Annotated in this window: 14 protein-coding genes; 10 read left to right on the forward strand and 4 right to left on the reverse strand. The window is 67.2% G+C overall.

Annotated elements, in window-relative coordinates; translation table 11 throughout:
- Positions 1-16 precede the first annotated feature (16 nt).
- Positions 17-2,242 carry a hypothetical protein gene (locus KF715_16625; protein ID MBX3738322.1) on the reverse strand — a complete coding sequence of 742 codons (2,226 nt, stop codon included), beginning with the start codon at positions 2,240-2,242 and terminating at the stop codon, positions 17-19.
- A gap of 167 nt (positions 2,243-2,409) precedes the next feature.
- Between KF715_16625 and KF715_16630 the strand changes: the two genes are divergently transcribed.
- From KF715_16630 to KF715_16640, 3 genes are all read left to right on the forward strand, one after another.
- Positions 2,410-2,847: a universal stress protein gene (locus tag KF715_16630; GenBank protein ID MBX3738323.1), complete on the forward strand. Its 438-nt coding sequence runs from the start codon at positions 2,410-2,412 to the stop codon at positions 2,845-2,847.
- Positions 2,848-3,158: 311 nt separating this feature from the next.
- Positions 3,159-3,890 (forward strand): esterase family protein, encoded by a 732-nt coding sequence (locus KF715_16635; GenBank protein MBX3738324.1) that lies wholly within the window; start codon positions 3,159-3,161, stop codon positions 3,888-3,890.
- Positions 3,891-3,892: 2 nt separating this feature from the next.
- A complete protein-coding gene (locus KF715_16640; protein ID MBX3738325.1) occupies positions 3,893-4,387 on the forward strand; it encodes a hypothetical protein in 495 nt (164 codons plus the stop codon).
- Positions 4,388-4,481: 94 nt separating this feature from the next.
- On the opposite strand, the gene KF715_16645 is transcribed toward KF715_16640, so the two are convergent.
- Positions 4,482-6,047, reverse strand: a complete 1,566-nt coding sequence (locus tag KF715_16645) for an aldehyde dehydrogenase family protein (GenBank protein MBX3738326.1) — start codon at positions 6,045-6,047, stop codon at positions 4,482-4,484.
- 109 nt (positions 6,048-6,156) lie between these two features.
- Positions 6,157-7,230, reverse strand: coding sequence for a saccharopine dehydrogenase NADP-binding domain-containing protein (locus tag KF715_16650; protein ID MBX3738327.1), 1,074 nt, complete (start codon positions 7,228-7,230; stop codon positions 6,157-6,159).
- Positions 7,231-7,450: 220 nt separating this feature from the next.
- On the opposite strand from KF715_16650, the gene KF715_16655 reads away from it, so the two are divergent.
- On the forward strand, positions 7,451-10,477 hold the full coding sequence (locus KF715_16655) for an FAD-binding protein (GenBank protein MBX3738328.1): 3,027 nt from the start codon (positions 7,451-7,453) through the stop codon (positions 10,475-10,477).
- An 81-nt stretch (positions 10,478-10,558) separates the two neighbouring features.
- Here the strand turns inward: KF715_16655 and KF715_16660 are convergent, their stop codons facing one another.
- Complete coding sequence (locus KF715_16660; GenBank protein ID MBX3738329.1) at positions 10,559-11,116, reverse strand: inclusion body family protein; 558 nt, start codon at positions 11,114-11,116, stop codon at positions 10,559-10,561.
- A gap of 403 nt (positions 11,117-11,519) precedes the next feature.
- On the opposite strand from KF715_16660, the gene KF715_16665 reads away from it, so the two are divergent.
- The 6 genes from KF715_16665 (at position 11,520) to KF715_16690 (ending at position 19,372) form a co-directional block, all read left to right on the forward strand.
- The gene (locus KF715_16665) at positions 11,520-12,710 is read left to right on the forward strand and encodes a sensor histidine kinase (protein MBX3738330.1); all 1,191 of its coding nucleotides are present in this window, start codon (positions 11,520-11,522) and stop codon (positions 12,708-12,710) included.
- Between the two features lie 130 nt (positions 12,711-12,840).
- Positions 12,841-13,500, forward strand: coding sequence for a response regulator transcription factor (locus tag KF715_16670; GenBank protein MBX3738331.1), 660 nt, complete (start codon positions 12,841-12,843; stop codon positions 13,498-13,500).
- A gap of 387 nt (positions 13,501-13,887) precedes the next feature.
- Complete coding sequence (locus KF715_16675) at positions 13,888-16,299, forward strand: ABC transporter permease (GenBank protein ID MBX3738332.1); 2,412 nt, start codon at positions 13,888-13,890, stop codon at positions 16,297-16,299.
- 53 nt (positions 16,300-16,352) lie between these two features.
- A complete protein-coding gene (locus KF715_16680) occupies positions 16,353-17,120 on the forward strand; it encodes a tetratricopeptide repeat protein (protein ID MBX3738333.1) in 768 nt (255 codons plus the stop codon).
- Between the two features lie 79 nt (positions 17,121-17,199).
- Complete coding sequence (locus KF715_16685; protein MBX3738334.1) at positions 17,200-17,976, forward strand: tetratricopeptide repeat protein; 777 nt, start codon at positions 17,200-17,202, stop codon at positions 17,974-17,976.
- Between the two features lie 115 nt (positions 17,977-18,091).
- Positions 18,092-19,372, forward strand: coding sequence for an aminopeptidase P N-terminal domain-containing protein (locus KF715_16690; protein ID MBX3738335.1), 1,281 nt, complete (start codon positions 18,092-18,094; stop codon positions 19,370-19,372).
- Positions 19,373-19,387 lie beyond the last annotated feature (15 nt).

Consider the following 19,387-nt stretch of genomic DNA (forward strand, 5'->3'; position numbering starts at 1 on the left):
CGAGAAAGCACGCGACTCAGGTCTTCGGCGCTTCCGCCGCGGCGGCCGGCTGCGCCGGTGCCGCGGGCGCTGGGCGATCCTGCCAGAAGTAGCGCGCGTGACCGTTCTCGTCGGCGTGCTTTGTCGCATCCCAGCGGATCCATATCGCCGCGCCCGCCGCGAGCAGGAACGCGCACCAGAAAACCGTGAGCCGCTTCCGGCGCGCCGCCGCCTTGTCCTCGTAGGGATCCTCGAGCGACACGCGCGAGCCGGCGGGCTTCTTCGCCATCTCGGTGAGGGCGGAGCCGAACGGGATGTTGATCTTCACGCGGCCGTTCACGGCCCAGCCGTTGGCCTCGAGCAGCGGCCCGAGCGTGCGCTGGCGGAGCTTCAACCACGCGATGGCCATCGACGGCAGCGAGATCACGAGCATCACGCCGACCAGCACGAGCGGCAACTGCCACGGCGCGAGCTTGGCGAGACCGGTCGCGATCGCGCCGAGAGCGCCCATGATCGCGCCGGCGGCGACGCCCAACGCGGCGACCGTGCCCACGTCGATCTTCTTCGGCGGCGCGCCGTGCGCGGGTGCGTTCTTGTCGACGTTCGCCGTCTGCTCGGCGGCGGTGGCGAGCTTGGCGCTCGAAGCGGACTCGGCGGCCGCGGCGCGCTTGGCCACCTGCTCCTCGATCATTCGGATGAATTTCTTGTAGGGCGACCAGAACGCCTGGCTGATGCTGATCGGATTATCGACGATGCTGGTGATCACCGCGTCCCAGTCGTTGCCCGCGCGATCCCAGAACACGCCGTGGCGGCCGACGAAGAGGTAATCGCTGTCGCCCTGGGTGAAACACGCCGCGATCGCCATCGTCTTCCCCTGCCGCGTGCACGTGCAGTAGGCGATGTAGGTCTTGCTCATCGCCGCGAGCGGACTCGGGCCGTCGACGCGCACGCACAGCTCCGTGCTGCGGCTGTCGAGATAGAGCGTGCCGGCCTGGAAAATCGCCCAGCGGTCGCGCGAGTAGAAATCGGCGAAGTTGACGAAATTGTGCAGCAGCGCGCGCAGGTCGCGGTGGTAGCGCGCGAGCCGGTCGACGTCGCTCAACGCCTTGAACTGCGGCTCGAGCGCCCTGTCCTTCGCCACGAGCTCGGTGAGCTTCGCGCGGCCGTCGCCGGCGAGGATTTCCTTCAGTCGTGCGAGGCCGAGCTTCTCCACGGCGCTGCCGCCCTTCGTGCCGAGCCAGGTCTCGTAGCCGGCGAACTGCGCGGTGAGCGCGCTCCACTCTTCCTCGGTGAGTGCGGTTTTCCCGGTGCCGTGCAACGGGGCGACCGCCGCGCGGTGCAGCGTCGCGAGCGCGGCGGCCCAGGCGGGGTTGACGCCGACGAGCAACGGCAGCGGCTGCGCGGGCGCGATGCGCGCGAGCGGGAAGCCCGCGACTTCCTCCGCGCCGATCTTCATATCCTTCGCGGCGACCGCGAGGTAGTCCGCCTCGGCGCGGTTCAACGCGCCGATCGCGCGCGCGTCGAACGCGGCGAGCCGACAGCGGGCGAAATAGTCCTCCACCTTGGCGCGCACGGTGCGGATCGCTCCGACGGCGGCCTCGGTATGCTCGCCGAGCACCGCGATCTCCTTGGCGGAGCTCTGGCCGATCCAATCGAGATAGGCGGCGATCGCGGCAAAGAACTCGTCGACTTTTTCGCTCGTGACGCCCTGCGCGCCGGTGCGATCGGCGGCGCCGCCGACGGTGGCGAGGATGTCCTTGATCAACGCCTGCACGGCCGCGTCGTCCGTGGCGTCGGGCGGGATGACGCCGTCGCCGTTGACCGCGCTGCTGGCGAAAATCTTCGCCGTGTCGCCGGTGTCGGCCGGGGTGATGGCCGCCGCGGCGGACTGGCCGAGGTTCGCAAGGATGCGCCGCGCCGACCCGAGCAGCGCCTGCCCGTCCGGTGTCGCGTCGTTGATGCCCGCCAACGGCAGCGCGGCCGCGCCCTGGAGGAGCGCCGCCGGGTCTTTCAGGCGAGCGGAGGCCCATTGCACCGCCGCGAGCAATTCGGGCACGCGGATGCGGCCGTCGCCATCGGTGTCGATGAGCGCGAGCGTCTTCTCGTCGAGTTCGAGTCCCTTCACCGGGCAGCTCAGCGCAACCCAGAGTTTCGGGTCGAGCTCCGCGAGGCGCTGGAGGTCGGCGGCGGTTTCGAGGGCGACTTGGTCGAGTCCGCCGGTGCGGAAGAATTTCCAGCTGTGGGGCGCGGGGGCGTTTTCCATGGGCGTCGGTGTGTGTCCGGGGAGTTTCCGCGCGGCGGCGCGGTTGGCAAACGCGAAGCGGCGCGGCGCACCCGGACGCGGCTCGGGGAATCTACCTCGTCTCCCTATCGCACATCCCACCGCAAAATCTGCGGTGCGAAAGCGCGCCGACGGGAGGATAATAGGGCATGAAAACATTCCTCGTCCCAATCGATTTCTCCGCGGTGACCGAGGAAGTGATCGACACCGCGGTGAGCTTTGCCCGGGCGTTCGAGGGCAAGGTCGCGTTGATCCACGTCGTGCAACCGCCGGTCGTGACCAGCGAGTTCGCGCTGCCGGTGGAGGTGCTGCAGGAGGCCGTCGCGTCCGGCGAGCGCGCCGCCAAGGCCAAGCTCGACACCTATGCGGAGATGTTCCGCACCGCCGGCATCGCCTGCGAGGCCAAGGTCAATCACGGCCCGCCGGTCACGATGATCCGCGAGGAGGCCGAGCGCGTGGCGGCCGACTACATCATCATGGGGTCGCACGGACACGGGAAACTCTATGACTTCCTCGTCGGCAGCACGGCCAGCGGCGTGATGAAGAAGGCCGACTGCGGCATCGTGATCGTGCCGCACAAAGAGTAACCGAGCGCGGACCGGCGTCGCGTAGCGGTGCGATCCTCACGCAGGGCGGCGAGTCCCTTCGCCGCCGCCGCGCCGTTCAGCTTGTCATCGTGAGAGGCGCGTAAACGCACCGTGGCGATCCAGCGGGATTGTTTCGTCGCCATGCTCCTCGCAATGACAGGCACGAGTCATGGTCCTTCAGGGCGGCATCTGCGCCGCGTGCGGACTTGCGCGGCGCGGTCCGGTGGGCTTGGTTGACGTGTCCGCTCGGGCCAGCGGACGCCCACCTCCCGTCACCTCGTCACCGACGCGCTCGCGCGTCGCCGCACCGCATGCATCGCGAAATTCACACCTGGCACTCGCCACGCCTCGACAAGAACATGGAAGTCGCCGTCTACGGCCACTACGGCTTCGCGCTCCTGATGTTTCCCACCGCCGCCGCGGACTTCCTCGAATACGAGCGCTTCCACGTCATCGAGTCCATCGCGCCCTGGATCGACGGCGGCAAAGTGAAGGTCTTTTCGATCAACTCGATCAACAGCGAGAGCTGGCTCAACCGCCACATGCAGCCGCGCACGAAGGCGATCCGCCACCAGCAGTTCAACGCCTACGTGGCCGAGGAAGTCGTGCCGTTCATCCACGCCCATTGCCGCAGCCGCGTGTCGATCATCACCGCGGGCGCATCGTTCGGCGCGCTCCACAGCGCGAACACCCTCTTCCGCCGCCCCGACCTCATCGACGGCTGCATCGCCATGAGTGGCGCCTACGACCTCAAGGACTACACCGACGGCTATTGGGACGAGGACGTCTACTTCAACTCGCCGCTCGATTACCTGCCGAAACTCGACGACGAGGCCATCCTCGCGCAGCTCCGCGCGAAGAAGCACATCCACTTCGTCGGCGGCCGCGGTGCCTACGAAGCCCCCGAGTCCGCCGAAGCCATCGGTCGCGTCCTCGCCAGCAAGGGCATCCCGCACGAGATCGACCTCTGGGGCCCCGACGTGAACCACGACTGGCCCTGGTGGCGGAAAATGCTGCCGCATTATCTGGGGACGAGATTTTGACGATGCGCACGATTCTACTTTTATTCGTTCTTAGTCTAGCGGCGCAGGGCAGTGAGTATTCGCGCCATATCAGGTTCGTGGTCGAGCAACTGCGTCAGATCGAAGACCTGGATCGAAAGCTACCATTTATCGGCGGCGCAGCGGTGGGCTATGCCGGCGAACCAGGAACTTTCTTTCTTCTCTATCCGTTTTTCGAACATCGTGCATCGCTCGAAGATATCCGAGCGATGCTAGCCGATAAGAGTCCTGCTGTGCGGCTCATGGGAGCAAAACTGGTTCTTCACTCAGACCGTTTCGGCGATCTCACGAAGCAAGTCGATTTACTGCTGAAGGACGAATCCATCGTGATTCTTGCCGAGTGGGGATGCGTGATTGAACGCGTCTCGGTTGCCGAGGTGGTCAGGCGCATGAAAGCGGATGTGAATTTCTTAGGGGACAATCCCAAAGACAAAGAACCGATCTCCGTTTCGCCCCCGCCTTTTGAACCGAAAAAATAGACTCGAGTGGGGCCGTCGGGACGGCGGCACCCACCTTGCGCTTCCGTGTATTCCGTGTGTTCCGTGGGCTGATCGCCTGGCCTGACCCGCCGCCTCAGTCCCCGAACTTGATCCCCTGCGCGAGCGGGAGGGCGTTGGAGTAGTTCACGGTGACCGTCTGGCGGCGCATGTAGGCTTTCCAGCTGTCGCTGCCGCTCTCGCGGCCGCCGCCGGTTTCCTTTTCGCCGCCGAACGCGCCGCCGATTTCCGCGCCGCTCGTGCCGATGTTCACGTTGGCGATGCCGCAATCGCTGCCGCGCGCGCTGAGGAATTCCTCGGCCTCGCGCAGGTCGGTCGTGAAGATCGCGGAGCTCAGGCCCTGCGGCACGCCGTTCTGCAGCTCGATCGCCTCGGCGAGCGTGCGATAGCTCGTCACGTAGAGGATCGGAGCAAACGTCTCGTGCTGCACCACCGGCCAGTCGTTGCGCGCCTCGATGATGCAGGGCGCAACGTAGTTGCCGCCGGGATACTCCTTGCCGGTCAGTCGCCCGCCGCCGCAGAGCACCTTGCCGCCGGCCTTCTTCGCCTCGGCAATCGCAGTCTGCATCGCCTGCACGGCGAGCGCGTCGACGAGCGGACCGACGAGCGTGCCGGACTTCAACGGACTGCCGATCGGCAACGATTCGTAAGCGGCGACAAGCGACGCCACGAACTCCTCTTTAATGGACTCGTGCACGATGATGCGGCGCGTCGTGGTGCAACGCTGGCCGGCCGTGCCGACCGCACCGAAGAGGATCGCGCGCTTCGCGAGCTTCAGGTCGGCGGAGGGCGCGACGATGATCGCATTGTTACCGCCGAGTTCGAGGATGGTGCGGCCGAAGCGCTTCGCGACGACTTCGCCGACGCGCTTGCCCATGCGCGTGGAGCCGGTCGCGGAGACGAGCGGCACGCGGCGGTCGTTGGTCATGAGTTCGCCGATGCTCGGGCCGTCGCCGATCACGAGCGCGAAGATCGCCGGGTCGATGCCGTTGGCGCGGCAGACTTTCTCGGCGATCTTGATGCACGCGATGGCGGTGAGCGGCGTTTTCTCGGAAGGTTTCCAGATCGTGGCATCGCCGCACGCGGCGGCGAGCGCGCTGTTCCAGCACCAGACGGCGACGGGAAAGTTGAAGGCCGAGATGATGCCGACGACGCCGAGCGGGTGCCACGTCTCGCGCATGTGGTGGCCCGGGCGCTCGGACGCGATCGTGAGGCCGAAGAGCTGGCGCGAGAGGCCGACGGCGTAGTCGCAGATGTCGATCATCTCCTGCACCTCGCCCTCGCCCTCGGCGAGGATCTTGCCGGCTTCGAGCGAAACGAGGCGGCCGAGCTCGGGCTTCAGCTCGCGCAGGGCGTTGCCGTATTGGCGGACGATCTCGCCGCGCTTCGGCGCCGGCAGGTCGCGCCACGCGAGGAAGGCCTTCTGCGCGGCGGCGACCGCGCGCTCGTAGTCGGCGGGCGTCGCCTGCTTCACGCGGCCGACGATCGTGCCGTCGATTGGCGAGCGTTTCTCAAGGATCTCACCCGCGCCGCCCCACTCGCCCCAGAACGCGCCGGAGTTGGCGGCCTTGGCGGAGAGCCCGAGCTTCGGGAAGATGGTTTTGACGGTGGTGGAAACGGAAGGTGCAGAGGCGGTGGCCATGGAAGATGCGGGACTAATTCAATTTAACACAGAGGACGCAGAGAACACAGAGAAGCGCAAATCCGAGACCTCCGTGGTCTCTGCGTCCTCTGTGTTTAAAGAACTGGAATTACTTGCCGTAGACTTTGCCACCCCACTGGGTGGCGAGGAAATCCTTCAGCGAAACGGATTCCTGCTTCACGAAGCCGGGACCGAGTTTCTTCTTCGCGAAGAGCTCGAGCACGCCGACGATGCCGGCGGCGGTGGTGAGCTGGATGGCGTTGAGCTTCCGCCCCTGCACGACGTCGCCGTAGAGTTTCTTGATGAAGCTGCGCTGCTTCAACGCGCCGTGCGCGTCGCGGCCGACGACGTTGACGTAGAACACCACGACGTCGTTCTCCGTGAGCGGCACTTCCTGGTCGAAGATCTGCGTCACGAGTTCCTGGCGCGGCGCGAGGTTCAGGTCGTGCAGGAGAAACTTCATCAGGTCGCGATGGCCGGGGTAGCGCATCGTCTTGTAGTTCAGCTCCTGCACCTTGCCGGCGAAGGTCTCGCACATCGTCGCGACGCCGCCGGAGGTGTTGAACGCCTCGTATTCCGTGCCGTCGATCGTGATGCGCTCCATGCCGTCGAGCGGCATCGTGGTGACGTGCTTGCCGCCGAAGAGCGCCTCGCCGACCTGGCAGTATTCGTTGATCAGGCCCGCGGTGCTCCAGCTGAGGTAATACTTCATCTGGTTGCTCGCGTCGCCCGGCAACGCGCCGACGCGCATCTCGCACAGACGCACCTGTTCGAGCGACGAGGCGAGCGAGCCGCCCACGATGTTGATCGCGCCGGGGGCGAGGCCGCATTGCGGCATGAAGGTCGCCTTCGATTTCTTCGCCAGCTCGCGGATGAAGTTCGTCGTCTCGACGTCTTCGGTCAGGTCGAAGTAGCTCACGCCGGCCTTCGCGCAGGCGGAAGCGATCGTCTTGTTGAGGAAATACGGCGCGGCGCTCACGACGGCGTCGACGCTCTTCACGAACGCGGCGAGTTGGACGCCGTCCTTCACGTCGACGTGCTTGAACTTCGCCTTCTTCAGGCCGCTCAGGTCGATGTTCTCGCGGGCGTCGGCGAGGACGATGCCCGAGCAGAATTTGCAGGATTCGAGGAGGGTGGCGATGGTGGCACCGACTTTGCCGGCACCGACGATTCCGATCTTCATTTGCGTGTGAGGAGGGAAAAATCCGGCACGACACGCGGGAGGCGTGCCGGGCGGAATTTCGGGGTTCGTGTTGGCGCGAGTTAACTGGCGCCGCGTGCGCTATCCAAGCCGTTTCGCCTTCGCCTTTCGGTCATTAAGGCGCGTGCGGGCGCGTTAAGACAGATTTGTCCCGGCGCGTTCTCGCCAACGCGCGCGCGCTCGTCTACGACTCGCGACCTTCATGAGCGCCGGAGTCTCTGCACCTCGAATCGATCTCACCGCCCTCGCGCCGCGCCTGCACGGCGAACTGCACCGCGACCACCTGATGCGCACGCTCTACGCGACCGACGCCTCCGAATACCAGGAGATGCCGCTCGCCGTCGCGTTCCCGCGCGACGAGCACGACGTGGGCGAACTCGTCCGCTTCGCCCACGAAAACGGCATCGGGCTCATCCCGCGCGCCGCCGGCACCTCGCTCGCCGGCCAAGTCGTCGGCCACGGCATCATCGTCGACTCCGGCCGGCACATGAACGCCATCCTCGCCACCGACGTCGCGCGCCGCCGCGTGCGCGTGCAGCCGGGCGTCGTGCGCAACAACCTCAACGTCGCCCTCGCGCCGCACCAACTTCTCTTCCCGCCCGAGACCGCCACCGCCAACCGCGCGATGATCGGCGGCATGGTCGGCAACAACTCCTGCGGCGCCAACTCCATCGTCTACGGCACCACGCGCGAGCACCTCGTCTCCGCCCGCGGCTTCCTCGCCGACGGTTCGCTGGTCACCTTCGGCCCGCTCACGCGCGCCGAGTTTGACGCCAAATGCGCCGGCCCCGAGACGTCGCTCGAAGCGACGATCTACCGCACCGTCCGCGACATCCTCAGCGACGGCAAGAACCGCCAGCTCATCCGCGACCACTACCCGAAACCCACCGTCACGCGCCGCAACACCGGCTACGCGCTCGACCGCTTGATGGATTGCAACGTCTTCGACGCCGCGAGCGACAAGTCCTTCAATCTCTGCCAGCTCATCGCCGGCTCCGAGGGCACGCTGTTCTTCGGCACGGAATTCGAGCTCAACCTCGAACCGCTCCCGCCCGCCGGTGGCCTGCTCTGCGCGCACTTCAAGACGATCGACGACTCCCTGCGCGCCACGCTGATCGCGATGCGCCACCGGCCGTTCGGCTGCGAGCTCATCGACCGCCACATCCTCGAGTGCACCAAGTCGAACCTTGAGCAGACGAAGAACCGCTTCTTCGTGCAGGGCGATCCCGGCGCCGTGCTCGTCATCGAGATCCGCCACGAAGACCGCGCGTTCATCGAGCGCGAGTTCGCCGCCATCGAGGCCGAGTGCCGCGCCGCGGGCTACGGCTACGCGTTCCCGACCGTCTGGGGTGCCGACGTGAATCGCGTCTGGGAACTCCGCCGCGCCGGCCAAGGCATCATGAACAACGTCGAGGGCGATGCGAAGCCCCGCGAGGTCGTCGAGGACACCGCCGTCGCCGTCGAGGACTTGCCGGACTACATCGCCGAGTTCGACGCGATGCTGAAATCGAAATACGGCGTCAGCACCGTCTACTACGCGCACGCCGGCGCCGGCGAACTGCACACGCGCCCGCTCTTCGACCTGAAAACGCCGGAAGGCCTGAAGATGTTCCGCGGCATCGCCACCGACGTCGCGAAGCTCGTGAAAAAATACCGCGGCTCCCTCTCCGGCGAACACGGCGACGGCCGCCTGCGCGGCGAGTTCATCGAGTTCATGGTCGGCCCCGAGTGCTACGCGATGATGCGTCGCATCAAGGAGACCTTCGACCCGCAGGGCATTTTCAATCCCGGCAAGATCATCGACACGCCGCCGATGGACAGCTCGCTGCGCCACTCGCCGGGCCACGCGCAACCGCACTACGAGACGTTCTTCGACTTCGCCTCCTCGCAGGGCGTGCTCGGCGCCGCCGAAAAATGCACCGGCGTCGGCGAGTGTCGCAAGGCGCACTTCACCGGCGGCACGATGTGCCCGAGCTACATGGCCACGCGCGACGAAAAGAGCTCCACCCGCGGCCGCGCCAACACCCTCCGCCACGCGCTCTCCCACCCCGAGGACCTGACCAACCCGTGGGACAGCCCCGAGATCGCCGACGTCATGGATCTCTGCCTCTCCTGCAAAGGCTGCAAGGCCGAGTGTCCGTCGAACGTCGACATGGCCCGCCTCAAGGCCGAGTGGGCGCAGCACTATCAGGACGCGCACGGCGTGAAACTCCGCTCGCGCCTCGTCGCGAATTTTTCGAAGAGCATGCGCCTGGCCTCGCTCTGGCCCGCCGCCTACAACTGGGTGCTCACGCAACCCGACCTCTCGCTCTGGATCAAGAAATTCGCCCGCTTCCACCCGAAGCGCAGCATGCCCGAACTCTCGCCCGTCACGCTGGCGAAGTGGCACAAGAAAAACGCGAACCGCCTATCGCCTGTGGGCAGCGCGCTCGCGCGCGCCGAATCACCCGCGAAATCCGAAGCGCGAGCAAGCTCGCTGCCTACCCCCGCCTACCCCAACGGTCGCGTCTACCTCTTCTGCGACGAGTTCACGAACTACAACGACGCCGACGTCGGCGCCGCCGCCACCGAGCTGCTCAATCGCCTCGGCTACGAAGTCGTCATCCCGCAACATGTCGACTCCGGCCGCGCGCACTTCTCGAAGGGCCTCGTCCGCGAGGCCAAGGAATTCGCCATCCGCAACGTCGAATTGCTGAAAGACGTCGTGACCACGCAGACGCCGCTGATCGGCCTCGAGCCATCCGCCATTCTTGGTTTCCGCGACGAGTATCCCGACCTCGTGCCCGCCGCGCTGAAGCCCGCCGCCAAGACGCTCGCAAAGAACGCGCTCCTCATCGACGAGTTCATCGCGCGCGAGGCCGACGCCGGCCGCATCAAGAAGTCCGCGTTCACGACGCGTGCGCAGACGATCAAGCTCCACGGTCACTGCCACCAGAAGGCCCTCTCGTCGCTCGTCCCGTCGGTGAAGATGCTCGAGTTGCCCGCGAACTACAAAGTGCAGCTCATCCCCAGCGGTTGCTGCGGCATGGCGGGCTCCTTCGGCTACGAGGAGGAACATTTCGAAGTCTCGCAGCAGATCGGCGAGCTCGTCCTGTTCCCCACGGTGCGCAAAACGCCCGACGACGTGATCATCGCCGCGCCGGGCACGAGCTGCCGTCACCAGATCAAGGACGGCACCGGCCGCAAAGCGCTGCACCCGATCGTCGTCCTGCGCGACGCGCTCGCCTGAGTCCGCACCCGCCGCGCGCGGAAAGCACGGCCCCGGTCGCCCGGTGCCGTGCCGATTTTCCGAGCCGGCCGAAGCCGGAATTCAGGAGACCGTGACCGACGGATCCCAGAAGTAGTAACCGAACAGGTTCTGCGTCTGGCCATCGGCGCTCAGCGTGTAGAGGGCGAAGAGCACGTAGAAGTTCTCCTTGCCGGAGCGCGCGACGCGCGTGTCCAGCGACGTGAAGTTGATGCTCGCCTGCACGGCCGGCAGCCCGTTCGACGTGTTCGTGTTCGGCATGACCGCGCGCTGGCGGTTCACGAGGTTGGGGACGAACTGGTTGAACACCTGGACGCCGCTCCAATACTTGATGCCGTAGATGATCACGGCGTCGTCCGAGTTCTGGTAGATCGACGTGCCGCGGAACGAGACGAAGTCGCCCGCGTTGGCGCGGAAGTTCAGATCGGCCGTGCCCTGGCCGCCGATGATGCCGCGCGGGTCGGTGCAGATCATGAACTGGCTGTTGTGGTCGATGCCGGTGGGGTTGTTCGGATCCTGGCTGGGATTTGGGTAGTGCGACTTCACGTATTCCGTGTCGATGACGATCAGGACGTCGATGGAGGCCGCGCTGGCGGCTTCGGTGGATTGCATGGTTTTCATGACGGGTATGGTTCTGGTTGGGACTGACGTGTGTGGGCCAGTTGGGGTAGCGGCCGGCCAGGCGCCGTTGCTGCCAAAGCGGTGGTGGCGGCTCCACGGGACGGATCGGATCGGACTCGGAAAATCATCGCATCTCCCCACCCGTGGCCTCCCGGGCGGGAAGCGCGCCATCGGCGTAATTCGCCGACAGCAGTCCCGGAGTTCCCGCTGGGCCGGTTTTCCGAAGAGGGAACCGGTGGCGGCAGCACTAGGATGCGCATCTACCAATGCGGAATCGGCACCCCGATTGTGTCACGGTTCCTGCGATTTCATTCCAACCGCGCCGCGGGACTTGCGCGCGCCGTGACCGCGGCGTGACTTTCGTCACATATCGCCCCAGCTTCCCATCTGGTAACCTGTCCCCATGAGGCTGCCCTGCCCCGATCCCAACAACCCGCACGCGCACCACCGCACCGATCTCTACGGCGCCTTCGCGTTCGGCTGCGTGATCCTGACGTGCTTCATGCAGTTCGTCGTGACCAATCGCATCTACGGTTCGGTCCCGCAGGTCACGCTCACGTTCGTGCTCGGCGCCCTCTACGCCGCGCTGGGCATCTTCAACGACGCGATTGCCCTGCGCTACGGCATGCAGTGGCGCGATCGGGTTTTCGCGCTGATGGCCGCGATCGTCACGACCCTCCTCTTCGTGAGCCCGCTGCGCGGCTTCTTCGCGATCATCGCGCTCCCTCTCCTGAGCCAGGCCATCTTCGACTACTCCACGCGCCGGGCGCTCGCGATCGGGCTCTATCTTTACGGCGTCACGATCGGCGTCGTCGGCTACTACTACGGCCTCCGCGCCGTGCCCGAAGCGCTCGTGAGCTACCTCGCGGCATTCGCCTTCACGACTGCCTTCACCGTCATCACGAAACAGGCGCTCAACGCGCGCGACCGCGAGCAGCAACTGCGCGCCGAGCTCGAGACCGCCAACGAAAAGCTCCGCGTCTACGCCGCCCAAGCCGAGGAACTCGCCACCACCCGCGAGCGCAACCGCCTCGCCCGCGAAATCCACGACGGCGTCGGCCACTACCTCACCGTCGTGAAAACCCAACTCGACGTCGCCTCCGCCGTCTGCGCCACCAATCCCGCGCAAGCCAAGGCCAACGTCGAGAAGGCCGCCAAGCTCACCGCTGAAGCCCTCGACGACGTCCGCCGCTCCGTCGGCACGCTCCGCGCCGACGCCACGCGCCCGCCGCTGCCCGACGCACTCAGGCAACTCGCCGCCCACGGCGAACCCGTTCCCGCCGTCGCCATCGAAGGTGCGCCGCGCCCGCTCCCGCCCGCCGTCGAGCACGCGCTCTACCGCGCCGCGCAGGAAGGCCTCACCAACATCCGCAAACACGCCCGCGCCACCTCCGCGCTCGTGCGCCTCGATTTCCGCGACGCCCAGCGCGTGCACCTCGAACTCTCCGACAACGGCGTCGGCCGCGCCGCCGCGACCGCCGGCGGCTTCGGCCTCACCGGCATCCGCGAGCGCGTCGAACTCCTCGGTGGCTCCGTCAGCGCCGCCAACCGCCTCGAAGGCGGCTTCGCCCTGCGCGTCGAAGTGCCGGCATGATCCTCCGACCGACCTGCATCTTTGGAGGGCGCGGCTACCGCCGCGCCGCGAACGTCCATGCCGGTCTCGTCGCTCTCTTCGGCTCGGCCGTAGTCGAGCCCTCCGGAGTGCATTTCCCGATTTCTCTTCCGTGACAAAGAAACTCCGCATCCTCCTCGTCGACGATCAGTCGCTCTTTCGCGAAGCGCTCCGCGCGCTGCTCGCGCTGCAACCCGATTTCGAAATCGTCGCCGAAGCGGAAAACGGCGAGCGCGCCCTCGCCCTCGCGCGCGCCCACAAACCCGACGTCGTGCTCATGGACCTCCGCATGCCCGTCATGGGCGGCGTCGAAGCCACCCGCCGCATCATGCAGGCCGTGCCATCCGCCCGCGTCGTCGTGCTTACCACCTTCGACGAAGACGAGGAAATTTTCGAAGCCATGCGCGCCGGCGCGCTCGGCTACCTGCTGAAAGCCTGCTCGGCCGACAAACTCTGCGAATCCGTCCGCGCCGCTGCGAAGGGCGCCTCCGTCCTCGAGCCGAGCGTCGCCGCCAAGATGATGGCCGAGCTCACGCGCCTCAGTGCGCGCGAAGGCAAAAAAATTTCGCAGCCGCTCGCCGAACCGCTCTCCGCCCGCGAGCTCGGCGTCCTCCGCCTGCTCGCCGCCGGCCGCAGCAACAAGGAAATCGGCTCCGAGCTCGGCATCACCGAAGGCACGGTGAAGAACCACATGACGAACGTCCTCGGCAAACTCGGCGTGCTCGATCGCACCCAAGCCGCCCTCCGCGCCCGCGAGCTGGGATTGATCTGAGTAGCGCCGGGCTCCGACCGGCGAAGGTGCCCACGGAATACACAGAACCCACGGAAGTGTCCCAATCAGAGGACCCACGAATCACACGAAAAAGAACGAACCACCCCAACCTGTCATTCTGGGCGGAGCGAAAAATCCAGAGACACGCCCGTTGCGTCCACGATTGGATTCTTCGCTCCGCCCAGAATGACAGGCAGCAGTAATCGCGTCTCTTTCGTGTGGTTCGCGGGCAATCCCTCCTCGGCCTTCTTTCCTTCCGTGTATTCCGCGTGTTCCGTGGGCATCTCCTTCGACTCCGTGCGCCGTGACCCAGGTCATGCCGCGGCATGACCACGACCCTGACCTCCGGCCCATCCGCCACGCCGCGCGCTCTGCTACGCTGCGGGCATGTCCTCCGCGATCGCCGACCTCGCCGCCGCCTTCCGCTCGCTCCGCCGCGCGCCCGGTTTCTCCGCCCTCGCCCTCGCGATGCTCGCGCTCGGCATCGGCGCCAACGTCGCGATCTTCTCCATCTTCCGCTCCATCGTCCTCAACCCGCTGCCCTATGCGAAGCCCGAGCGTCTGGTCGGCTTCACCTCGATCAACGCCGCCAAGGCCGTCACGATGCCCGCGCTGTCCGCCGCCGCCGCACGCGACTTCCGCGAACGCGCCAAGTCCTTCGAAAAACTCGGCGCGTTCCGTCCCGACTTCGCCTCCTACGCGCCCGCCGCCGGCGAGCCGATCCAGCTCGTCGCCACGCACGTCAACGAGGACTTCTTCGCCGTCTTCGGCGTGAAGCCGGCGCGCGGCCGCGCGTTCAACGCCGACGAGTTCAGCATCGGCTCCGCCCGCACCGCCGTGCTCAACCACGCCGCGTGGCGCCGCTATTTCGGCGAGCGCGCCAGCGTGATCGGCGAAACCATCACGCTCAACGACGTGCCGACCACCATCCTCGGCGTGATGCCCGAATCGTTCCGCGAACCGGAGTTCGCCGAGATCTGGCTCCCGTTCCCGCAGGAATCGCCCGAATACTTCGTCCGCGACTCGCGTTTCTGGAGCGCCGTCGGCCGGCTCGCGCCCGGCGTGTCGCCCGGCGCCGCACAAGCCGAGGTCGCCGCGATCGCCGAGGGCTTCGCGCGCGAATTCGCCGCCACGGAAAAGGGTTGGGCCGTGCAACTCCAGCCGCTGCTCACGTTGCGCATCGGCGACATGCGCCGTTCGTTGCTCCTGCTCGTCGGCGCCGTCGGGCTCGTGCTGCTCGTCGCCTGCGTCAACCTCGCCAACCTCATGCTCGCGCGCGGCGTCTCGCGCTTGCAGGAACTCGCGGTGCGCCTCGCCCTCGGCGCCACACCGCAATGCCTCGCCCGCGCCGTGCTGACGGAGAGTCTGCTTCTCGCCCTGCTCGGCGGCGCGGGCGGGGTCGCGCTCGCGTGCCTCGGCCTTCCGTTGCTCACGCACCGGCTGCCGGGCGGACTCGTGCCGCGCTCGCACACGATCGCGGTCGACGGCGGCGCGCTGCTCTTCGCCCTCGGCGCGGCCGCGCTCACGGGACTCGTGTTCGGCGCGCTGCCCGCCTGGCAAGTCCTGCGCACCAACGTCAACGAGACGCTCAAATCCGGCGGCGCCAAGGGCGGCACCAGCCGCTTCGCCGCACGCGCCCAGGCCGCACTCGTCGCCGGACAGGTTGCGCTGACGCTCGTCGTCCTCTCGGGCGCGGCGCTGTTGATGAAAAGTCTCCTCAACCTCCAGCGCACGCCACCGGGCTTCGACGCGCGCGACGTCCTCACCGTCCGGCTCGCGCCGCCGCAAACCAAGTGGGAAACCTTCGCCGAACTCGCCGCCTACTACGACCGCGCCATCGACGAGGTCCGCCGCGTCCCCGGCGTCCAATCCGCCGGCATCAGCTCCAGCGCCCCGCTCTGCGGCATCTCGCTGCGTTATCCGCTGACGGTGCAGGGCCGCGCCAAGACGGACGGCGATGCCGACGAAGCCGTCTTCAACAGCATCACGGCCGACTTCCTGCGCACGCTCCGCGTTCCCATCGTGCAGGGCCGCGGACTCGAGGAACGCGACGACGCGCGCGCGCCGAAGGTCTGCCTCATCAACCAGACGCTCGCGAAGCGCCTTTTCGGCGAAGCCAATCCGCTCGGCCAGCGCATCCAGACGCTGCCGTGGCTCGCGCGCGAGTATCGCGAGATCGTCGGCATCGTCGCCGACGTGAAGCAGGACAATCTCTCCGATCCGCCACCGGCGCAGATCTACGTGCCCTCGCCGCAAAGCCCGTGGTTTTTCACCACGCTCGTCGTGCGCGCCCAAGGCGGCACGGCGCTCACCGCCTCGATCCAGGCCGCGCTGCGCCGCGCCGATCCGACCGCGTCGATGACGATCCGTTCGCTCGAGGAAAACATCGCGCGCACCGCGTCGTTGCCGCGGTTGCGCACGGCGCTGTTCGCGCTTTTCGGCGCGGTGGCGCTCGGCCTTTCGGCCTTCGGCATCTACGCGAGCATGGCGTTCACCGTCTCGCAACGGCTCCGCGAGATCGGCGTCCGCATGGCGCTCGGCGCCAGCCCGGCGCGCGTGCTCGGCGAAACGCTCGCCCGCGCGGGACGGCTCGTGGTCGGCGGACTCGTGGCCGGACTGCTCGGCGCTGTCGCACTCGCGCAGCTGTTGCACGGTCTGCTCTACGGCGTCGAGCCCACGGATCCGTGGGTGCTCGGCGCCCTCGCCCTCTTCGTGCCGCTCGTCGCCCTCGCCGCGAGCGCGCATCCCGCCATCACCGCCGCCCGTCTCAATCCGGTCCAGGCCCTCCAACGCGAGTGAATCGTCTGAGGCAATTTGCCGTATTACGGCAAATTGCCTCCGCCTCCCTTTCCATGAAAATCCATCGTTCATTCCTCACCGCCCTCGCGGCGCTCATCCTCGCGGTCGCCGCTCCGGCTCAGACCGCTCTTGAAACCGCCACCGTCGCGCTCAAAAACGGCGACCTCGCCGCAGCGGACGCCGCCCTCGCACCGCTGGTCGCCGCCGAGAAGCCCGATCCAGCCGCGCTCCATCTGCTCAGCCAGGTGCGCCTCGCGCAGAAGAACACCAAGGAAGTGGCCACGCTCGCCGAGAAGGCCGCGCAGCTCGCCCCCACGAACGCCGACTACCACGCGCAATTCGGCGTCGCGCTCAGCGCCCGCATGCCGGAGCTCGGCTTCATGCAGCAGGCGATGGTCGCCGGCAAGATGCGCAAGGCTTTCGAGAAGGCAGTCAAGCTGGACCCGAAAAATCTCAGCGGACTCATCGGCCTCGCGCGCTACTTCGCCAACGCACCGGAGATCGCCGGCGGCAGCCTGGTCAAAGCCGCGGAATTCGCGACCCGCGTGAGGGAGATCGACGCGTTCCTCGGCGAACTCGAACTCGGCCGCATCGCCGAACGCGGCGAGAAATTCGCCGACGCCCTCGCGCACTTCCAAGCCACCGCGCAACTCAAGCCCGAAGCCGCCGGCACCCATTTCAACTGCGGCCGCATGCTCGCCAAACTCGACCGCAAGGACGAGGCGCGCACTGCCTTCGCCGCTGCGCTCAAGCTAAACCCGACTTTCGAGGCGGCGAAAAGAGCGCTCGCCGAGCTCGACGCGCCTGCCGCGAAGAACTGATGCCGCACGCGTCGCGCGTTGACCCGCGCGGCACCCACGGTCTTGCTCGGGGCGTCCGGTCGCTGTGCGCGGACGCCTCATGACTTCGCCCATCGCCCGCCTGCTCCTCGTCTTCGTCCTCGTCGTCGCCGTCCGTGCGATCGCCCAATCGCCCACAGAGCGCGCCGCCGAGTTGCTCGACCAAGGCCAATTCCTCGCCGCCGAGCGGCTCATCGAGCCGCTGGCCCTCGCCAAGAAACCCGACCCGGTCGCGGTCTGGGAACTCAGCCGCGTGCGCGTCGGCCAGCAATTGACCGAGGACGGCATGAAGCTCGCCGAAAAGGCCATCAAGCTCGACCCGAAGCAGGCGCGATTCCACGCGCAGCTCGGCTCCGCCGTCATGGCGCACATGGCCAATGCCGGCCGGCTCGACCGCAGCTCCTACGCGGGCAAGATGCGCAAGGCCTTCGAGAAGGCGCTGCAACTCGACCCGAAGAACGCGACCGCGCTCGCCGGCGTTTCGCGCTATTATTGGAATTTCGGCACCTCGAAGGAAGACCACGCCAAGGCGGTGGAATACGCCGAGGCTGCGCGGAAAATCGACGCCTATGCGGGCGAGTTCGAACTCGGATCGATCGCGGCGCGCGGCAACGACATGCCGGCCGCACTCACGCATTTCGAGGCCGCCATCGCGGCGAAACCCGACAGCGTCGAAGCGCAGACCGCATGCGGCCTCGCGTTGCTCCGTCTCGGGCGGCGCGACGAGGCGCGCGAGCGGTTTCAGACTGCCCTGAAAATTTCCCCGGCATCCGAGATGGCGCGCGATTCCCTGCAAATCCTCGACAAGGCCGAGGAACTCGACGCGAAGAAGCGTTGAGCGCCGGCGCGGCACCGCGTCGCGCCCGCATGTGCCTCGGCTCCGCGCCGCCGCGCCTCCGCGCTTTCCCTGCCGCGGGATTTGTGTCTCTTTGGACGGCAACCCCATTTTCCTCATGAGCGTCGACTACTCCGCCCGCCGTGCCCGCATCGTCTCCGCCCTCGGCCTGAAACCGGACGAGCTCCTGCTCGTCGGCGCCGGCCATCCGATCCCGAAGCCCGAATTGAGCGAGCAGCACCTGCCCTTCATCGCGCACCAGGAATACTATTACCTCGCGGGCCATGCCGACGCGCCCGGCGGCATCGTCGCCTACGACCCGCAGGCGAACGCCTGGACGTCATTCGTGCCCGAAGTGACGGAGATGGAGCGCGTGTGGGACGGCGCGGTGCAATTGCCCGGCGAATTCCTGAGCGACTTCGGCGCATGGCTGGCCGCGCGCAAAAATCGCCGCGTCGCGCTGCTCGGCATGCCGATCGATGGCGTAGCCGCCGATGAGGCGCTGACGGCGCGGGTGCGCGATGCGCTGCGCCATGTGCGGCGGCCGAAGGATGCAGCCGAGGTCGAGTTGATGCGGCGCTGCGCCGCCGCCACGGCCGAAGGCTACGCCGCCGTGCAGCCGTTCCTCCGCGCGGGCGTGAGCGAGCGCCGCATGCAGATCGAACTCGAAGCGGGATTCTTCCGCGGCGGCGCCGACAAGACTGGTTACGACAGCATCGTCGGCGTCGGCAAGCAGGCGGCGGTCTTCCACGGTTCGCCATCGCCCGATCGCATCGCGCGCGAGGGCGACTTCATCCTCATCGATGCCGGCGGCGAGTTGGATCGTTACGTGATCGACGTCACGCGCACCTACGTGGCCGGCGGCAAACCGAGCGCGTTCCAGCGCGATCTCTACGCCGCGGTGAAGAACGCGCACGCGCGCGCCTGCGCGAAATGCGTGCCCGGCGCGGAGTGGAAGGACATCCATTTCGGCGCGGCGGTCGACATGATGGGCAGCCTCGTGGACATGGGAGTGATGAAGGGCGATGCCAGCTCGCTCGTGGAGCAGGAAGCGCACATGCTGTTTTTCCCGCACGGCATCGGCCACATGCTCGGCCTCGGCGTGCGCGACGCGGGCGGACTCGAGCCCGGCCGCACGAAGGACCCGCGCCCGTGCCTGCGCAGCCTGCGCATCGATCTGCCGCTGCGCCCCGGCTACATCGTGACGGTGGAGCCCGGCCTGTATTTCATCCCGGCGCTGCTGAACGATCCCGTGCGCCGCGAGAAATACCGCGACTGCGTGAACTGGTCGCTGGCCGAGCAACACCTCGGCCTCGGCGGCGTGCGCATCGAGGACAACATGCTGGTCACCGATGGCGCGCCGGTGAATCTCACGCAGGCGATACCGCAAGCGTTCTAGGAACGACGCGCAGGC

This window comes from Candidatus Didemnitutus sp. (assembly GCA_019634575.1).
Lineage (GTDB): Bacteria > Verrucomicrobiota > Verrucomicrobiia > Opitutales > Opitutaceae > Didemnitutus.